The 18,177-nt window shown below is 58.2% G+C and carries 13 protein-coding genes and 1 tRNA gene; 10 read left to right on the top strand and 4 right to left on the bottom strand.

The features are described 5' to 3' along the window. Positions 1-256 precede the first annotated feature (256 nt). Positions 257-1,738: a glutamate--tRNA ligase gene (gene gltX / locus BSF40_RS12000; protein WP_095965281.1), complete on the bottom strand. Its 1,482-nt coding sequence runs from the start codon at positions 1,736-1,738 to the stop codon at positions 257-259. A gap of 230 nt (positions 1,739-1,968) precedes the next feature. Between gltX and BSF40_RS11995 the strand changes: the two genes are divergently transcribed. After that, positions 1,969-3,057, top strand: coding sequence for an HlyD family secretion protein (locus BSF40_RS11995; RefSeq protein ID WP_095965280.1), 1,089 nt, complete (start codon positions 1,969-1,971; stop codon positions 3,055-3,057). A gap of 49 nt (positions 3,058-3,106) precedes the next feature. Then, positions 3,107-4,597, top strand: a complete 1,491-nt coding sequence (locus BSF40_RS11990; protein ID WP_172435702.1) for an MDR family MFS transporter — start codon at positions 3,107-3,109, stop codon at positions 4,595-4,597. A gap of 135 nt (positions 4,598-4,732) precedes the next feature. Here BSF40_RS11990 and uvrB read toward each other — a convergent pair whose 3' ends face one another. Then, a complete protein-coding gene (uvrB, locus tag BSF40_RS11985; RefSeq protein WP_095965279.1) occupies positions 4,733-6,748 on the bottom strand; it encodes an excinuclease ABC subunit UvrB in 2,016 nt (671 codons plus the stop codon). Positions 6,749-7,083: 335 nt separating this feature from the next. Here uvrB and BSF40_RS11980 point away from each other — a divergent pair, with 335 nt between their 5' ends. Both BSF40_RS11980 and BSF40_RS11975 read left to right on the top strand, forming a co-directional pair. Further along, positions 7,084-8,280: an amino acid aminotransferase gene (locus BSF40_RS11980; RefSeq protein ID WP_015095910.1), complete on the top strand. Its 1,197-nt coding sequence runs from the start codon at positions 7,084-7,086 to the stop codon at positions 8,278-8,280. Positions 8,281-8,491: 211 nt separating this feature from the next. Further along, a complete protein-coding gene (locus tag BSF40_RS11975) occupies positions 8,492-8,701 on the top strand; it encodes a hypothetical protein (RefSeq protein WP_007986927.1) in 210 nt (69 codons plus the stop codon). Here BSF40_RS11975 and BSF40_RS11970 read toward each other — a convergent pair. Further along, on the bottom strand, positions 8,698-8,928 hold the full coding sequence (locus BSF40_RS11970) for a hypothetical protein (RefSeq protein WP_007978659.1): 231 nt from the start codon (positions 8,926-8,928) through the stop codon (positions 8,698-8,700). The two genes, BSF40_RS11975 and BSF40_RS11970, sit on opposite strands and share 4 nt — an antisense overlap. 227 nt (positions 8,929-9,155) lie before the next feature. On the opposite strand from BSF40_RS11970, the gene BSF40_RS11965 reads away from it, so the two are divergent. The 6 genes from BSF40_RS11965 to BSF40_RS31860 all read left to right on the top strand — a co-directional run bounded on the left by BSF40_RS11965 (position 9,156) and on the right by BSF40_RS31860 (position 15,941). Continuing rightward, a tRNA-Asn gene (locus tag BSF40_RS11965) sits at positions 9,156-9,231 on the top strand. 162 nt (positions 9,232-9,393) lie between these two features. After that, positions 9,394-10,716, top strand: a complete 1,323-nt coding sequence (locus tag BSF40_RS11960; RefSeq protein WP_095965278.1) for an integrase arm-type DNA-binding domain-containing protein — start codon at positions 9,394-9,396, stop codon at positions 10,714-10,716. A 910-nt stretch (positions 10,717-11,626) separates the two neighbouring features. Then, positions 11,627-12,604 carry an integrase domain-containing protein gene (locus tag BSF40_RS11950; RefSeq protein ID WP_095965277.1) on the top strand — a complete coding sequence of 326 codons (978 nt, stop codon included), beginning with the start codon at positions 11,627-11,629 and terminating at the stop codon, positions 12,602-12,604. Continuing rightward, positions 12,601-12,876, top strand: coding sequence for a hypothetical protein (locus BSF40_RS11945; RefSeq protein WP_083235917.1), 276 nt, complete (start codon positions 12,601-12,603; stop codon positions 12,874-12,876). Before BSF40_RS11950 ends, BSF40_RS11945 begins: the two co-directional genes overlap by 4 nt. Before the next feature lie 196 nt (positions 12,877-13,072). Beyond that, a complete protein-coding gene (locus BSF40_RS11940; RefSeq protein ID WP_095965276.1) occupies positions 13,073-15,445 on the top strand; it encodes a DEAD/DEAH box helicase family protein in 2,373 nt (790 codons plus the stop codon). A 100-nt stretch (positions 15,446-15,545) separates the two neighbouring features. After that, positions 15,546-15,941 carry a hypothetical protein gene (locus BSF40_RS31860; protein ID WP_123359945.1) on the top strand — a complete coding sequence of 132 codons (396 nt, stop codon included), beginning with the start codon at positions 15,546-15,548 and terminating at the stop codon, positions 15,939-15,941. 519 nt (positions 15,942-16,460) lie between these two features. Here BSF40_RS31860 and BSF40_RS11935 read toward each other — a convergent pair. Then, positions 16,461-17,978 carry a nucleobase:cation symporter-2 family protein gene (locus tag BSF40_RS11935; protein WP_095965275.1) on the bottom strand — a complete coding sequence of 506 codons (1,518 nt, stop codon included), beginning with the start codon at positions 17,976-17,978 and terminating at the stop codon, positions 16,461-16,463. Positions 17,979-18,177 lie beyond the last annotated feature (199 nt).

Here is an 18,177-nt window from a genome sequence, read left to right as displayed (position 1 = left end):
ATCGTTGATGTCATCGCTGAGGACGGGGCGAATCTTAAGGGCGTATCGAAAGCCTGTCAAACTTATTTTTCAAAAAATTTAAAATTTTTTGTCGGCATAACAACCACTTACCGCCCTCCCCCCGGAAATTCGGGAGGTTTACACGCCACACAGACCTGTAGGAGCTGCCGAAGGCTGCGATCTTTTGACGTTGGCTTTTGGAAGCAAGATCAAAAGATCGCAGCCTGCGGCAGCTCCTACAGGGAATCAAAAGCGCTTAGGCGATAGCGCCCAACAGCTTTTCCCACTCTTTGTTTTCTTTCTTCGACACACCGCCCAGCAGGTCGATGGCCTGGCGCAGACGGAATCGGGTCAGGTCCGGCCCGAGGATTTCCATCGCATCGAGCACCGACACCGAACTGGCCTGGCCGGTGATCGCGGCAAACATCAGCGGCATGGCATCACGCAGCTTCAGCTCCAGGGATTCGACTACGGCCTGAATGGTCGAGGTGATGCTGTCCTTCTCCCACTGACGCAGGCTTTCGAGCTTCCACAGGATCAACTGCATCAACTGACGGACCTGATCACCCGACAGCTTCTTGGATTCGAACAGTTTGGCGTCCGGATTCACGCCACCGGCAAAGAAGAACCCGGCCAGCGGTGCCACCTGGCTGAAGGTTTCGACCCGGCCCTGCACGTGCGGTGCGATCTTCATCATGTATTCGGCGTTGAACGCCCACTTCTGCACGCGCGCGGCGAACTCTTCCACCGGCAGGTCACGCAGCCACTGGCCGTTGAGCCAGGACAGCTTCTCGATGTCGAAGATCGGCCCGCCGAGGGACACGCGCTTGAGATCGAAGTGGTCGACCATTTCCTGCAACGAGAACTTCTCGCGCTCGTCCGGCATCGACCAGCCCATGCGACCCAGGTAGTTGAGCATCGCTTCCGGCATGAAGCCCATGCGCTCGTAGAACGTCACCGAGGTCGGGTTCTTGCGCTTGGACAGCTTGCTCTTGTCCGGGTTACGCAGCAGCGGCATGTAGCACAGCTCCGGTTGTTCCCAGCCGAAGTACTCGTAAAGCAGGATCAGCTTCGGTGCCGATGGCAGCCACTCTTCGCCGCGCAATACATGAGTGATGCCCATCAGGTGATCGTCGACCACGTTGGCCAGGAAGTACGTCGGCAGGCCGTCGGTCTTCATCAGGACTTGCATGTCCATGCGGTCCCACGGGATTTCAACATCACCACGCAGCATGTCCGGCACCACGCAGACGCCTTCGCTCGGCACCTTCATGCGGATCACATGGGGTTCGCCAGCGGCCAGGCGACGGGCGACTTCTTCCTTGGACAGCAGCAGCGCGCGGCCGTCGTAACGCGGGGTTTCACCGCGAGCCATCTGCTCGGCGCGCATCTGGTCCAGCTCTTCGGCGGTGCAGAAGCACGGGAAGGCATGCCCCATGTCGACCAGTTGCTGGCAATACTTCTGATAGATATCGCCACGCTCGCTCTGCCGATACGGACCGTGCGGGCCGCCGACGTCCGGGCCTTCGCTCCAGTCGATCCCCAGCCAGCGCAAGGCGTCGAAAATCTGCTGCTCGGACTCACGGGTCGAACGCAATTGGTCGGTGTCTTCGATCCGCAGGATGAACTCACCGCCGTGCTGCTTGGCAAAGCAGTAGTTGAACAAGGCGATGTAGGCGGTACCTACGTGGGGATCCCCGGTAGGCGATGGCGCGATGCGAGTGCGGACGGTGGTCATGGCATGTCTCGAAAAGAAAAAAAGCGAAGTTCAAACTAGGCGCGAATGGTAACAGGCGACACCCGCCCGGCTCCAGCGAACAGGGCATTTAAGCCAAGGTTGCGTCTGTAACCTCCCTATGACGCGGTGAATGGCCGAATATCCACCGACGGCATTTACCACTTATCGGCTGTATGCCAGATTTGCCTGCTGATAACTTCCCTTACAATTTCTCGACTACAGTTTGCCTCATGCCTGCCCAACTCAAGCGTCGCCTCTTTATATTCCTGCTGATGGTCCTGTTGATTGCCGGGGGCCTGTTTGCCCAGTGGTTCTTCAAGGGGCGCTTTTATGAAAGCACCGACAACGCTTATGTCCAGGGCGAGATCACCCGTGTGTCGAGCCAGTTGGGCGCGCGCATCGACCAGGTGCTGGTGCAGGACAACCAGCATGTCGAAAAAGGCCAGTTGCTGATCAAACTCGAAGGCGACGACTTCCGTCTCGCTGTCGACCGCGCCAATGCCGCCCTGGCCACCCGCCAGGCCGAGCGCCTGCAAGCCCAGAGCAAGCTGACCCAGCAGGCCAGCCTGATTGCTGCCAGCGAAGCGCAAGTCGCGTCCAGCCAGGCCAGCCTGGGCCGCTCGCAGATCGACCTGACCCGCGCCGAGACCTTGCGCAAACCCGGTTATGTCTCCGAAGAGCGGGTGACCACCCTCTCTGCCGAATCCCACATTGCCCGCTCGCAAGTGGCCAAGGCCCAGGCCGATGCGCAAAGTCAGCGCCAGCAGGTCAACGCGCTGACCGCCGAGATCAAACGCCTCGATGCGCAGATCGCCAACGCAAAAACCGACCTGGCCCAGGCCGAACTGAACCTGACCCGCAGCGAAATCCACGCCCCCATCAGCGGCCTGATCGGCCAGCGTGCCGCCCGCGAAGGCCAATACGTGCAGGCCGGCGCTTACTTGCTGTCGATTGTGCCTGACGAAGACATCTGGATTCAGGCCAACTTCAAGGAAACCCAGATCGGCCGCATGCAACCCGGCCAGGAAGCCGAACTGACCTTCGACGCCTACAGCGACACGCCGATCAAAGCCCGTGTCGACAGCCTGTTCGCCGCCTCGGGCGCGCAGTTCAGCCTGCTGCCGCCGGACAATGCCACGGGCAACTTCACCAAGGTCGTGCAACGGATTCCGGTAAAACTGACCTTCGCCGCCGACAATCCGTTGCGCGGCAAGATCCGTCCGGGCATGTCGGTGACCGCCAAGGTGAACATCAAGGATGCCCCTGAAGACGCCACCCCCAAAGTGAGCCACAAAGCCGCCCCTGACGATGGCCGGTGATCAACTGATCCGCCCGGTCGGCGAACCGACCCGGCGGGACTGGATCGCGGTGATGAGCGTGATGCTCGGCGCCTTCATGGCGGTGCTGGACATCCAGATCACCAATTCCTCGCTCAAGGATATCCAGGGCGCGCTGTCGGCGACCCTGGAGGAAGGCTCGTGGATTTCCACCTCCTACCTGGTGGCGGAGATCATCATGATCCCGCTCACCGCCTGGCTCGTGCAGTTGCTGTCGGCGCGACGCCTGGCGGTGTGGGTGTCCCTCGGATTTCTCGCAGCCTCCCTGCTCTGCTCCATGGCCTGGAGCCTGGAGAGCATGATCGTGTTTCGCGCCCTGCAGGGGTTTACCGGCGGTGCGCTGATTCCACTGGCGTTCACCCTGACCCTGATCAAGCTCCCGGAACACCACCGCGCCAAAGGCATGGCCATGTTCGCCATGACCGCCACGTTCGCGCCCTCCATCGGCCCGACCCTCGGCGGCTGGCTGACGGAGAACTGGGGCTGGGAGTACATCTTCTACATCAACATCCCGCCCGGCCTGATCATGATCGCCGGCCTGATGTACGGCCTGGAGAAGAAAGAAGCGCACTGGGAATTGCTGAAAAGCACCGACTACGCCGGCATTCTCACCCTCGGCGTCGGGCTCGGTTGCCTGCAGGTATTCCTGGAGGAAGGCCATCGCAAGGACTGGCTGGAATCCAGCCTGATCGTGACCCTGGGCAGCATCGCGCTGGTCAGCCTGATCACCTTTGTCATCGTGCAGTTTTCCAAACCCAATCCGTTGATCAACCTCGGCATCCTCGGCAACCGCAACTTCGGCTTGTCCAGCATTTCCAGCGTCGGGATGGGGGTCGGGTTGTACGGCTCGATCTACCTGCTGCCGCTGTACCTGGCGCAAATCCAGAACTACAACGCACTGCAGATCGGTGAAGTGATCATGTGGATGGGTGTGCCGCAGCTGTTTCTGATCCCGCTGGTGCCCAAGCTGATGAAGTTCGTCTCGCCCAAATGGCTGTGCACATTGGGCTTCGGGCTGTTCGGGTTGGCGAGCTTCTCGTCGGGCGTGCTCAACCCGGACTTTGCCGGGCCGCAGTTCAATCAGATCCAGATCATCCGCGCCCTGGGCCAGCCGCTGATCATGGTCACCATCTCGCTGATCGCGACGTCCTACATCCTGCCCCAGGATGCAGGATCGGCATCGAGCCTGTTCAACATCCTGCGCAACCTCGGCGGGGCCATCGGCATCGCCCTGCTCGCCACGCTGCTGGATGCGCGGACCAAGGTCTATTTTGATTACCTGCGTGAATCCATCGTGCCGAGTAACCCACAGGTGGCCGAGCGCATTGCCTCGCTGACCGACCGGCTGGGCAGTGAAACGGCGGCACTGGGCAAACTCAGCGAGATCGCGCATCAACAGGCGTCGATCATGGCCTACAACGATGCGTTTCATTTTGTCGGAATTGCGCTGGGGATCAGCATGCTGGCGGTGTTGCTGACCCGGAAATTGCCGGCGGGGTTGAAGGCTGGGGAAGCGCACTAGTTAAGTATTGTGGCGCAAAGACCGGCCCCTTCGCGAGCAAGCCCGCTCCCACATTGGACCGCGCCCGTCAGGACAACCCGATCAACGGTGGGAGCGGGCTTGCTCGCGAAGAGGCCCGCACACTCACCGCGAATCTCAAACAGTGATCAACCGCTCCCGCAACTTGCCAATCTCGTCGCGCATCTGCGCCGCTGCTTCAAACTCCAGATCACGCGCCAATGCATACATCTTCTCTTCCAGGGCCTTGATACGCTTGGCGATCTCGCCCGGCGAGCGCAATTCGGCTTCGTACCTGGCGTTTTCTTCGGCGGCCTTGGCCATGCCCTTGCGCTTTTTGCTGCGCGAACCGGGCACTGTGGCGCCTTCCATGATGTCAGCGACGTCCTTGAACACGCCTTTGGGCGTGATGCCATTGGCCAGGTTAAAAGCAATCTGCTTGTCGCGACGACGCTCGGTTTCGCCGATCGCCCGCTCCATGGAGCCCGTGATGCGGTCGGCATACAGAATCGCCCGGCCATTGAGGTTACGCGCCGCCCGGCCGATGGTCTGGATCAGCGAGCGCTCGGAACGCAGGAAGCCTTCCTTGTCGGCATCGAGGATCGCCACCAGCGACACTTCCGGCATGTCCAGGCCTTCGCGCAACAGGTTGATGCCCACCAGCACATCGAAGGTGCCCAGGCGCAAGTCACGGATGATTTCGACCCGCTCCACGGTGTCGATGTCCGAGTGCAGGTAGCGCACGCGCACGCCGTGGTCGGCCAGATAGTCGGTCAAGTCTTCGGCCATACGCTTGGTCAGTGTCGTGACCAGCACCCGCTCTTCCAGAGCGACACGCTTGGTGATTTCCGACAGCAAGTCGTCGACCTGGGTCAGTGCCGGGCGGATCTCGATTTGCGGGTCCACCAGCCCGGTCGGGCGCACCACCATGTCAATCACGCGCCCGGCGTGCTCGGCTTCATAGTTGCCCGGCGTCGCCGAAACGAAAATCGTCTGCGGGCTGATGCTTTCCCATTCATCGAAACGCATCGGCCGGTTGTCCAGGGCCGAGGGCAGGCGGAAACCGTATTCGACCAGGGTTTCCTTGCGCGAGCGGTCGCCCTTGTACATGGCGCCCACCTGCGGAACGCTGACGTGGGATTCATCGATCACCAGCAAGGCATCGGCCGGCAGGTAATCGTAAAGGGTCGGTGGCGCCGCGCCGGCTTCGCGACCGGACAGATAGCGCGAGTAGTTTTCGATGCCGTTGCAGTAACCCAGTTCGAGGATCATCTCCAGATCGAAACGGGTGCGCTGCTCCAGGCGCTGAGCCTCCACCAGCTTGTTGTTGGAGCGCAGGTATTCCAGACGCTCCTGCAACTCGACCTTGATGCCTTCGACCGCGCCCAACAGGGTTTCCCGGGGCGTGACGTAGTGGCTCTTCGGGTAGAAGGTGAAGCGCGGCAGCTTGCGGATCACTTCGCCGGTCAATGGATCGAAGGCCGACAGGCTTTCCACTTCATCGTCGAACAGTTCGATGCGGATTGCTTCGAAATCCGATTCCGCCGGGTGGATATCGATCACATCGCCGCGCACGCGGAAGGTCGCCCGGGCGAATTCCATGTCGTTGCGGGTGTATTGCAGGTCAGCCAGGCGGCGCAGCAACTCACGCTGGTCGAGCTTGTCGCCGCGATCCACGTGCAACACCATCTTCAGATAGGTTTCCGGGCTGCCCAGGCCGTAGATGCACGACACCGTGGTAACGATGATCGCGTCCTTGCGCTCGAGCAATGCCTTGGTCGCCGACAGCCGCATCTGCTCGATGTGGTCGTTGATCGAGGCATCTTTCTCGATGAAGGTGTCCGAGGACGGCACGTAGGCTTCGGGTTGGTAGTAGTCGTAATAGGAAACGAAATACTCCACCGCGTTGTTCGGGAAGAACGCCTTGAACTCGCCGTACAACTGCGCCGCCAGGGTCTTGTTGGGCGCCAGCACCAGCGTCGGGCGCTGCACCTGGGCGATCACATTGGCGATGCTGAAGGTCTTGCCCGAGCCGGTCACACCGAGCAGCGTCTGGTGCGCCAGCCCGGCCTCGATGCCCTCGACCATCAGGCGGATGGCTTCCGGCTGATCGCCGGCGGGCTCGAAACGGGTGACTAGCTGGAATTCAGACATGAAATACCTCTGGATCACTCTTGCCGGTCAAACCGGCACGAACGAGAAAGACCGCAAACGACCGATGTCGCCCGAGGAAAAAACTGGATTGTGCTCAATGTGGAGCCGATTGCCAGCGCTTTCAAGGCAAACGTCCTGCATCACGCAAAACCTTTGCCGAGACCATTCGACTGACGGTCGATAAATAATCGGAAAAACTTGCCTTAAAAGGTCAATCGCCTGTCGCCAGCCATCGCCGATGGCCTCTATACTAGCTCCCCGTTTGTGCACCGCTCTAGTGCATTCGGCTGGAGCGCGACACGTCCCTCCACTCTCCATTCAGAGCCGCCGCAATAATGAGCCTGTTCTCCGCTGTCGAAATGGCACCACGCGATCCAATCCTGGGCCTCAACGAAGCATTCAACGCCGATACCCGCACCAGCAAGGTCAACCTGGGGGTCGGTGTTTACTGCAACGAGGAGGGGCGAATTCCACTCCTGCGCGCCGTTGTCGAAGCCGAAACGATTCGCGCCGCTCAACACGTTTCCCGTGGCTACCTGCCAATCGACGGCATTGCCGCCTACGACCAGGCCGTGCAAAAGCTGCTGTTCGGCAATGATTCGCCACTGCTCGCCGCTGGCCGCGTCATCACCACCCAGGCCGTTGGCGGTACTGGCGCTCTGAAAATCGGTGCCGACTTCCTCAAGCAACTGCTGCCGAACGCTGTCGTGGCGATCAGCGACCCGAGCTGGGAAAACCACCGCGCGCTGTTCGAAACCGCCGGTTTCCCGGTGCAGAACTACCGCTACTACGATGCCGCGACCCACGACGTGAACCGTACCGGCATGCTGGAAGACCTGAACGCGCTGCCAAACGGCTCGATCATTGTGCTGCACGCCTGCTGCCACAACCCGACCGGCGTGGACCTGAGCCCGGCCGACTGGAAAAACGTCCTGGAAGTCGTTAAAGCCAAAGGCCACGTGCCATTCCTCGACATGGCGTATCAAGGTTTCGGCGATGGCATCGACGAAGACGCCGCGGCCGTGCGCCTGTTTGCCGAGTCGGGCCTGACTTTCTTCGCTTCCAGCTCGTTCTCCAAATCGTTCTCGCTGTATGGCGAGCGCGTCGGTGCCCTGTCGATCGTCAGCGAATCGAAAGAAGAAAGCGCGCGCGTGCTGTCGCAGGTCAAACGCGTGATCCGTACCAACTACTCCAACCCGCCGACCCACGGTGCCAGCGTTGTCGCTGCCGTGCTGAACAGCCCGGAACTGCGCGCCCAGTGGGAAGCCGAACTGGCCGAAATGCGCCTGCGCATTCGTGGCATGCGCACCCAGATGGTCGACCTGCTGGCAAAAAAAGCGCCTCAGCGCGATTTCAGCTTCGTCGGTCGTCAGTGCGGCATGTTCTCCTACTCCGGCTTGAGCGTTGAGCAAGTTCATCGCCTGCGCAACGAGTTCGGCATCTACGCCCTGGACACCGGCCGCATCTGCGTGGCCGCGCTGAACCAGAGCAACATCGAGGTGGTGACGGACGCTATTGTCCAGGTCATCTGATTCAGCCTTGAATTGAAAAACGGGAAGCCTGTGGCTTCCCGTTTTTTATGGACCATCGATATTCCCCTAGACTGAATCAGATCAACGTGTGGGGCGGGCTTGCTCGCGAAAGGGCCAGCAGCTCCAACACCGATGTCTCAGTCAGATCGCATTCGCGAGCAAGCCCGCTCCCACAGGTTTGCGTACACCTGAATGACCTATGAGAACCCACATGAAAAACGATGACCTGCGCGCCGACCGCGATGACCTGGATGACCTGGATCACTTCATCCCCCGCGCCCCGGCCAAACGCGGCAACAACCTGGTAATGCAAGTCGCTGCGGGTGTATTCCTCGGCGGCCTGGCCCTGTGGCTGGTGCAATTGGGTGCCACAGCGCTCTACGCCAAACTGATGGTTGCCACCATTACCTTCGGCGGTTAAGCCAGTTCGGTCGCACGCTGGCTGGCAGCGTCGTCGTAGGCGACATACAGCGATTCGGCGACCTGGCTCTTGATCGCCTTGGTGCTTTCCAGCCCCAGGACGAAACCTTCGGCCTTGCCACCCGCGCGGTTCAATGCTTCAGCGGTGCCGGCCTGAGTGATGGCGTCGAACAACTTTTCGGCATGGGGGCCGACCCCCTTGGGCAGGCTGATCTGAGAGATGCTCATGGGTGCACCCCGTGGTGTCGAGGTGTGAGGGTCAAATGATTCATGGCGCGTACCTTTTCGGCGAATGGCCGGCAGCGCGTGTCACCACTTCCGGGCGACCATGGTAGACCTCCGTGCCGATCCTGGTAACCGCCAATCGCCGCCAAACCACCGCCCGTCCCGATAATTTTCTCCAATTGTTGTTCTATGCTTGACTTCTCTTTTTGAATCAGTAAGATACGCGCCATTCCGCGATAGCTCAGTTGGTAGAGCAAGTGACTGTTAATCACTGGGTCCCTGGTTCGAGTCCAGGTCGTGGAGCCAGACAAGGTTCCAGAGAAGGCTTTCAAAATCTCTGAAACCCCCGAAAAACCCGCCTTCTGGCGGGTTTTTTCGTTTTGGCGTTCTGTCGGATTCCGGTGGATACCAGCCATTTTAAGGGTAGAGTTTGGGATAAAGGTCAGTTCGATAAAAGGGAGTACCCTTATGTCGCGCACTACTGCTCCACTCTCCGACGCCGCTTGCCGTTCGGCCAAGCCCACAGACCGCGCCTACAAGCTTTTCGACGGCGACGGCCTTTACCTTCTAGTCCAACCCAATGGCCGCAAAGGCTGGCGTCTCAGATACGTCAAACCTGATGGCCGGGAAGGACTGACCTCATTCGGCAACTACCCCATCGTTGGCCTCGCGGATGCGCGCCGCAAGCGCTTGGAGGTCAAGCGAATGCTGGCGGATGGCATTGACCCTATAGGAGCCAAGAACCAAGCCAAGACGGACGCTCTGATCAAAGGCCGCACCTTTGAAAGCGTTGCCCTCGGCTGGCACACGGAAATGTCAGCCAAGTGGGCACCGGACTATTCCAAGACAGTGATGAGTCGCCTCAAAACTCACCTCTTCCCGCTGATCGGCGCCCGCGCCATTGTCGACCTTGATACCCACGACCTTATGCGACCCCTGGACGCGATTAAGAAGCGCGGAACGATAGACATTGCTTTAAGGGTACAAAACTACCTGCAGAGCATCATGCGCGAGGCAAAGCGCCTCCGGCTTATCACCGTAAACCCTGCTTACGACCTCGTAGGCTCGATCAAAGCCTCGCGGGTCGTCCACCGCCCCGCCTTATCCTTATCGCGCTTGCCTGAATTGCAGGAACGGATCGACACCTATAAAGGCCGCGCACTTACCCGGCTGACGGTCTTGCTGTCGCTGCACGTGTTTGTACGCTCCAGCGAGCTGCGCTTCGCCCGCTGGAGCGAGTTCGACCTCAAACGTGGTGTCTGGGAAATACCCGACACGCGACCAGCGTTGGAAGGCGTACCCTTTTCCACAAGGGGTACGAAGATGGCAGGCGATATCCATCTTGTACCCTTATCGCCGCAAGCGATCGCCCTGCTCGAGCAGATCCACGCAATCACAGGCAAATTTGACTTGGTGTTCGCAGGCGATACCAAGTCTTGGAAACCAATGTCCGAAAACACGGTGAACAGCGCGCTTAGGAAGATGGGGTACGACACCAAATCCGAGATCTGTGGGCATGGGTTTCGTTCGATGGCCTGCAGCGCACTGATCGAGTCAAGTTTGTGGACGGACACAGCCATCGAGCGGCAGATGAGCCACAAGGAACGCAACAACGTCCGCGCCGCCTACATCCACAAGGCCGAGTTCATCGAGGAGCGCAGGCTGATCATGAACTGGTGGAGTCGCTACCTTGAGGCTAATCAGCAGAAGCATGTCAGCCCACGCGAATTCGCCAATCAGACGGGTGCGAATGTCACTCGCCTAAAAGCAAAACGTGGCGCAACTGAGTAAGCGCTCGGTCCTCATATCTCAGTGATCCGTTTGTCCACGCGGGTCCATCCAAACAGGGCTGCAAAGCCGCCCTGTTTGGATGGACCTAACTTAAAAAATCTAAAGCCCACGCAATTGTCTGTGGAAAACCACTGATTTCCATTAGTGGATAATTTCACCCACAGCCGCAGAACTCCCGAAAATTCGAGCCTTGACCCTAATTCTCCACAGGCGTAGAAAAGGTCGGGCAAAGCGCTGTCGTTGACAGCAACCCAGGTAGCCAGAACCTTTAAGGCTACGCCACACCGTGGTGGTTCTCCCAAAGTGCGATTAGCGTCCGGCGGCTCGCACGGTCACAGCGATGTGATGGATGCCTACTTTTACTAGTGTGCCCACTGCGGCAACTCATACCCCTTCATATCAGCCCTGAAGCAACTTATCCGCGTGGCCATTTCATTGCGCCAACCTGCGCCCGTCTCTTTCTCCCGGAAAGAGACGGGCGCACCTACCACTGCTGCAGCCCACCTCGTACCAGGCTTTGCGGCATTCCCCTCGTGACAATCGGCGCGACAAACACCGATGTCACCAGCAACAGCGATGCCGATGATGGTGCCGCAGCCCACGGAATGGACTGCACCTGACTGACAGTCAGGTATGCCCCGGTCGTCGCTTCACTGCCTTCACCTGACTCAGGATCTCGCGGCGCTGGTCTCGTCAGCCAATGCAGCCTCCACCCGCCCACTTCCTCGGAAGTGTTCAGGAGGCCAGATCATGAGATGCCCAAGCTCCCGGTCGTAAGGAGCCGCCAGTCCCGCGTTAGTGGACAACCCTCACAGGTCGCAGGGGCCTTGATCCCTGATAACACTCAACATTCTTGGCGGGATGACGTGGGGGAAGGTTTTAAGAGTTTGGCTTCGAGAGGAATGTGATCATGGCGTTGGTCGGTAGACGGGATGGGCGCAATTTTGGCTATGGTCGGCAGCTGAGCTATGCCGGGCCGCAAGCGCTAAAAGATCTGTTTGGCGGCGGGCATTACGGCACGGTGAAGGCGCACGGTGATCGCTGGCAGGCGTTTGTGCGCTGGTGTCGGTCGGAGGATGGCCCGGGGTTTAACGATGCTCGGCAGATTGATCGGCAGACCTTGCTGGATTACGCGGCGCATCTGCGTCACCTGGTTGAGCGCAGCGATCTCGCCATCGCTACCGCACAAAATCGGCTGTCCAGCGTGAATCGGACCATGGCTGCGCTTCGCGGTGATCAATATGTGAAAGTGCCAAGTCCGAGCAAGGCTTTGGGAACACAGCGCATCACCGTGCGCACGACAAATCCTCAAGGCCAAGATCACGAACACGTGATGCGCATCGTCGAAGCGCTCCGCGAACAGCATCCGCGTGCCGCCGCCATCGCTCAATTGGCACGTGCCACTGGCATGCGTCTGCGAGAAGCGATTCTGGCCGACCTACCGCGACTCAAGCGTGAAGCCGAACACTACGACAAGATCAACATCCAGGACGGCACCAAAGGTGGCCGCGGCGGCGCAACCGCGCCTCGTTGGATCACGGTGGATGACCATATTCGCGAAGCGCTCAGGTACGCCGAACAGGTCTCTCCCGACGGTAGCCGCAACCTCCTGGCACCGAACGAGAGCTACCTTGATTTCCAACGGGAAATCGTCCGCCCCGCCCGAGATATCCTCCATACGCACAACCTCAAAGGCTTCCACGAACTGCGCGCGGCTTATGCGTGCGAACGCTATGAGCAGATCACCCATCACCTAGCGCCCATCAACGGTGGCAGGTGCAGGCGCCTCGATCCACGCCTTGATCGAGAGGCCCGCTTACAAATCAGCTATGAGCTGGGACACGGTCGAATCGACGTGGTATCGGCGTACATCGGTGGTCGGGTATGAATAAACCATTCGATATGGAGATCTTCTTGGCTGGGGCACTGACTGGCGCACATGCCACACGCGAACGTCACATCCGCCAGGCCAAGACTATTCAAGCAGCCATTTCTGAACGCTGGAGCCGAGATAATCCATGGACATGGCAAAGAAAGCATCTCGTTTGGTTTTTGAACCATCACATGAGCTCAAACTCGAAATCGACGCGCTACTACTACCTGCTGACCACAAGCCTGATCACTCTGCGCCTAGGAAAATCCTGGAATTTTCCACGTTAGCCGAATGCCAGCAACTGCGCGCTCTGTATCCCTCACCGGCAGATTGAGCCAGCCAACGACTTGACGGGGATTAGGGCGGACCTCTTGAGCCCCTGAACCTAACCTCTGTTGTTTGATAACCTCTATGTATTACTGATGGACTGAGGGTTGTAGCTCGAGGCTACAGGCTTCACCTGAGACGTAGAGGCTGAAGGCGGTGATAAACAGTAGTCTGGTGGCGAAGCTAAGGGCTGAGAATGCAAGATTGGTTGCCTTGCTGGATGCTCATGGCATCGAATGGCGCCCGCCTGCTGAGCCAGTCAAGATAGCGATTGTCCAAGCAGAACAATCACAGCAACTCGATACTGATGGAAAGCTTGCCCTATTCCGAAGCTTGTTTCGTGGTAGGACGGACGTTTATCCCATCCGCTGGGAAAGCAAGGCAGGCAAATCAGGATACGCACCCGCTTGCGCAAACGAATGGAGGCCTGGCGTTTGTGAGAAGCCCCGAATTAAATGTGGCGACTGCGGTAACCGCCAGCTGCTTCCGCTGACCGATGAGGTGGTCTATCGCCATCTGGCGGGCGAAGTGGTCGTTGGTATCTACCCCCTACTCTCTGATGACACTTGTTATTTTTTGGCGGTCGACTTCGATGAGGCCGAATGGCGTGATGATTCCAAAGCTTTTGTGCAGTCATGCCATGAGCTGAACGTCCCGGTGGCGCTGGAAATATCGCGCTCAGGCCAAGGGGCTCATGGCTGGATTTTCTTTGAGCGTAATGTTCCTGCCTGCGATGCGCGCCGCCTCGGTGCCGCAATCATCAGTCATGCCTGTGAGCGCACCCGCCAGTTGGCGCTCAGCTCCTATGATCGACTGTTTCCAAACCAGGACTATATGCCCAAAGGCGGCTTTGGAAATCTCATCGCGCTCCCTTTGCAAAAGCGGGCCAGGGCCCAAAACAATAGCGTTTTTGTAGACGACTCGCTTGAGCCTCATCCTGATCAATGGGCCTTCCTGGCATCGATTCAGCGCATGAGTCCAGAAGATATCCAGCCCGTTATTATCCAGGCGATGGGTAATCGGGACCCTCTAGGGGTCGCCTATGTCGATGACGAAGGTGATGCAGAACCTTGGAAAGATCGTGAATCGAGATCACGTAAATTGACATGCCCGTTGCCTGCTGCTGTCAACATCACGCTGGCTAACTTAATTTACTTTGAAAAGTCGGAATTGCCACAGCCATTGGCAAACCAGCTTGTCCGGCTCGCTGCCTTTCAAAATCCTGAGTTCTACAAAGCTCAGGCCATGCGCATGTCAGTGTGGAACAAGCCAAGGATTATCGGCTGTGCCCAGAACTTCCCCAAACATGTTGCGTTACCACGTGGCTGTTTGGATGCTGCGCTGGAGCTTTTAGGGGAAAACGGGGTTACCGCTATTCTTAAAGACGAACGCTTCGCGGGCGACCCCATCGACGTGAGTTTTCTCGGGACCCTGCGTTCTGACCAAGAGGCTGCTGTCAGCGCAATGCTAAGTCATGACACCGGTATCCTCTGCGCACCGACTGCTTTCGGTAAAACAGTGAGTGCTGCTGCGTTGATTGCCGCACGTGGCATTAACACGTTGGTGCTTGTGCATCGGACGGAACTGTTAAGGCAGTGGCAAGAGCGCTTGCAGGTGTTCTTGGGAGTCGGGAATGGTGTCGTTGGAACTCTTGGAGGCGGAAAAGCGAAGCTTACCGGCATCATCGACATTGCCGTAATGCAGTCGTTATCGCGAAAAGGCGAGATCAGCGATCAGGTAAAAAACTACGGCCAGATCATCGTTGATGAGTGTCATCACCTATCAGCAGTGTCATTCGAGGCACTACTGAGGAGCGCGACCGCGCGGTACGTGCTGGGACTCACGGCAACCCCAGTGCGCCGAGATGGGCAGCAGCCTATTATTTTCATGCAGTGCGGACCGATCCGACATTCTGCTGCTCGGCCAGCGAATGCGCCTCATGACCTATCTGTCGTGCCTCGATTGCTGTCCAAACCAATAGTGGTCCCCGACGGCTTTGGGATTCAGGACGTTTTTCGGCGTCTAGCCGACGACTCTGAGCGGACAGCCAAAATCGTCTCGGAGATTGAGCTGGCGTACAACGAGGGTAGAAAAATTCTAGTGCTAACGGAGCGGACGGAACATGTGGATGCCCTTGAATTAGAATTGAAGCAGCGTGTGCATAACCTTTTCACGCTTCATGGGCGAGTGCCTAAGAAACAGCGCCTTTCCCGTATGCATGAGCTTGAGTCCCTTCCCCCTGATGCTCCACGGGTGCTGCTGGCAACAGGAAAACTAGTAGGTGAAGGCTTCGATCACCCGCCGTTGGACACGCTGGTGCTGGCAATGCCCATCTCATGGAAGGGAATCCTTCAGCAATATGCGGGGCGGTTGCATCGATCGCATGCCGATAAGGCCGACGTGCGAGTGATCGACTTCGTTGACGAGGGTAATGTCGCGCTGCTGAGGATGTGGGATAAGCGCCAGGCGGGTTACAAAGCGATGGGCTACCGTATGGCTGATTCCATGGCCACCATGGACCTACTCTAACTCTAACGTGGTTGACAGTTGATCATCCTATTAAGTGAGACGTGGTTCGTAGGCCTGTTCCCGCCGTGCCGCTCGCAGAATTGCTAACTTGGAGGTAGCTATGTCCTCAATTGAGTTTTATGTGCCTGGTGATTATGACAGCCCTTTAACAGCCAGCGGTCGAGGTCGCACTATCGCAGCGTTTCATCTTGCGCAGGGTGACGTTGAGTTTTTGACCAAAGTTACTGAAATGCGTCGCGACGTACTTAATCGTCTCATGAGCCCTTCTGCCGTGAGCTATTGGATCGCTCAGAAATGGCTGGAGAAAGCCCGTGATGTCGGAAGGATTCAGCTTCTTCGACTCACCGCTAAGGGTTTGGTCACATGTAAAAACAGTGTCAATGGCGGAGGAAATGTACCTACAACCGCAGCGCTGGTAGCTCGGTGGAGGGCCAATATGAAACGAGGCGGAGTATCCTCGTTCACGCTAGTTTCGTTTGATCCGATCTCTGACTGAGTAGCCGCTGAGCTTTGGCCAGGTGGCTTTGTTTGTCGAGGCACATACACGCATTCAAACCAGACTGACGACACAGCGTACTTATACAGAAGTCACATCGACCGGTTGAATCCACAGCCAAAGCAGTCACTCGGATGTGTTTTCCTCATCCATCACAGTATGGCCTGCGTACGCCACCTTCAGAAGCTTGCTGCCGCCGTGCTCATGGGGTATCGAAAGAACTCCAATAAAAATACGGGCTTGATTAGGATAATCGTAGGGATATGAATACTAAAAATCAGCATAATTTCATTGTAAAACAAATACTTATTTTTTTATTCGAGTCCAGGTCGTGGAGCCAGACAAGCAACATTGAAAAGCCCCTGAATCGAAAGATTCAGGGGCTTTTTTGTGGCCGATACAAATATCAAAAGATCGCAGCCTGCGGCAGCTCCTACAAAGGCTGCGATCTTTTGATCCATAAAAAAAGCCGATCTGTCCATTCAACAGATCGGCCCTTTACTTCAGTCGCCGCGAACGTCAGACATGCTCACTGCTTTTGACGTGCACCGCCCGTGGTTCTGCCCCACCGTGTTCCGATTCCAGCACCGGAATCTCCTTGCCGTCGCAATCGTGCAGCTTACCGTCGCTGAAGTAGTCCCCTTCGCGCAACGCCGCCAGATCCTGATAACGCAGCACCCGCTCGGTACCGGCCGCAAACACCGATTGCTGGTCGGAGTTACCGGCGGTGAGGTGGTTGAAGGTCAGGTTCAGCACGATGGCCATGATCGCCGACGAGCTGATGCCCGAATGGAAAATGGTCGCGAACCAGCTCGGGAATTGATCGTAGAAGCTCGGTGCAGCGATCGGGATCATGCCGAAGCCGATGGAGGTAGCAACGATGATCAGGTTGACGTTATTGCGGTAGTCGACCTTGGACAAGGTCCGAATGCCGCTGGCCGCGACGGTGCCGAACAGCACGATGCCGGCGCCGCCCAGTACGGAGGTCGGCACTGCGGCGATAACCCGGCCCATGAAGGGCAGCAGGCCGAGGAGCACCAGGAACAAACCGCCAGTGGCCACCACGTAGCGGCTCTTGATGCCGGTGACCGCCACCAGCCCGACGTTCTGGGCAAAGGCGCTCTGGGTGAAGGACCCGAAGATCGGCGCGAACATGCTCGACAGCATGTCGGCGCGCAGGCCATTGCCCAGGCGCTTGGAGTCAACCTTGGTGTCGATGATCTCACCGACCGCCAGAATGTCGGCCGAGGTCTCCACCAGCGTCACCATCACCACGATGCACATCGACAGGATCGCCGCGAAGTGGAAGGTCGGCATGCCGAAGTGGAAGGGTGTCGGGAAGCCGAACATCGGGCCCTGGGTCACGGACGAGAAATCCGCCATGCCGAGGAACACCGCGATCACCGTACCGACGACCATGGCCAGCAGGATCGACAGGCGGGAGATGGTCGCACTGCCGATTTTGCTCAGCAACAGCACCAGCACCAGCGTCACCGCCGCCAGACCGATATTCGCCATGCTGCCGAAATCCGGTGCGTGGCTGTTGCCGCCCATGGCCCAGCGCGCGGCTACCGGCATCAGCGTCAGGCCGATGGTGGTAATCACGATGCCGGTCACCAGCGGCGGGAAGAACTTGGTGATACGCGAGAACACCGGGGTTATCAGCAATCCGATCAGGGACGCCGCTATTACCGCCCCCAACACCGACTGGAACCCGCCCTCCCCGCCACTGCTGACAATCGCCACCATGGTCGCGACGCCAGAGAAGGATACGCCCTGCACCAGCGGCAACTGACAACCAAAAAACGGTAGACCCAGGGTTTGCAGCAGCGTTGCCAGCCCCCCCGCAAACAATGAAGCAGCAATCAACAAACCGATGTCCGCTGGCGAGAGCCCGGCCGCCTGGCCGATGATCAATGGCACCGCAACGATACCGCCATACATGGTCAGAACATGTTGCAGGCCATAAGCCATATTCGCGCCGATCCCTAGGTTTTCGTCCTCGGGCCGTTGGTGTGAAACATGGGGCGTTTTCATGGAGGGGGTTCCCTGGTTTTTGTTATGCGCACACTGTATGCAAGACACAGGACAAATGTCTATAGAGTTGTATACAACTTATCAGTCACAAAATGGATACTTGTCCATTCCCGCCTGATACCCACCCTCCTGACCCCGCCAAAAACCTTGAAATACATCCCTCGCTGCCTCCCCCGAGTGCTGACTAGTCTTTCGAATT

This window comes from Pseudomonas sp. ACN5 (assembly GCF_002303975.1).
GTDB classification, from domain to species: Bacteria; Pseudomonadota; Gammaproteobacteria; order Pseudomonadales; family Pseudomonadaceae; genus Aquipseudomonas; species Aquipseudomonas laurylsulfatiphila.
The sequence above is the reverse complement of the archived record's forward strand: the minus strand, read 5'-3'. Positions and strand labels throughout refer to the sequence as shown.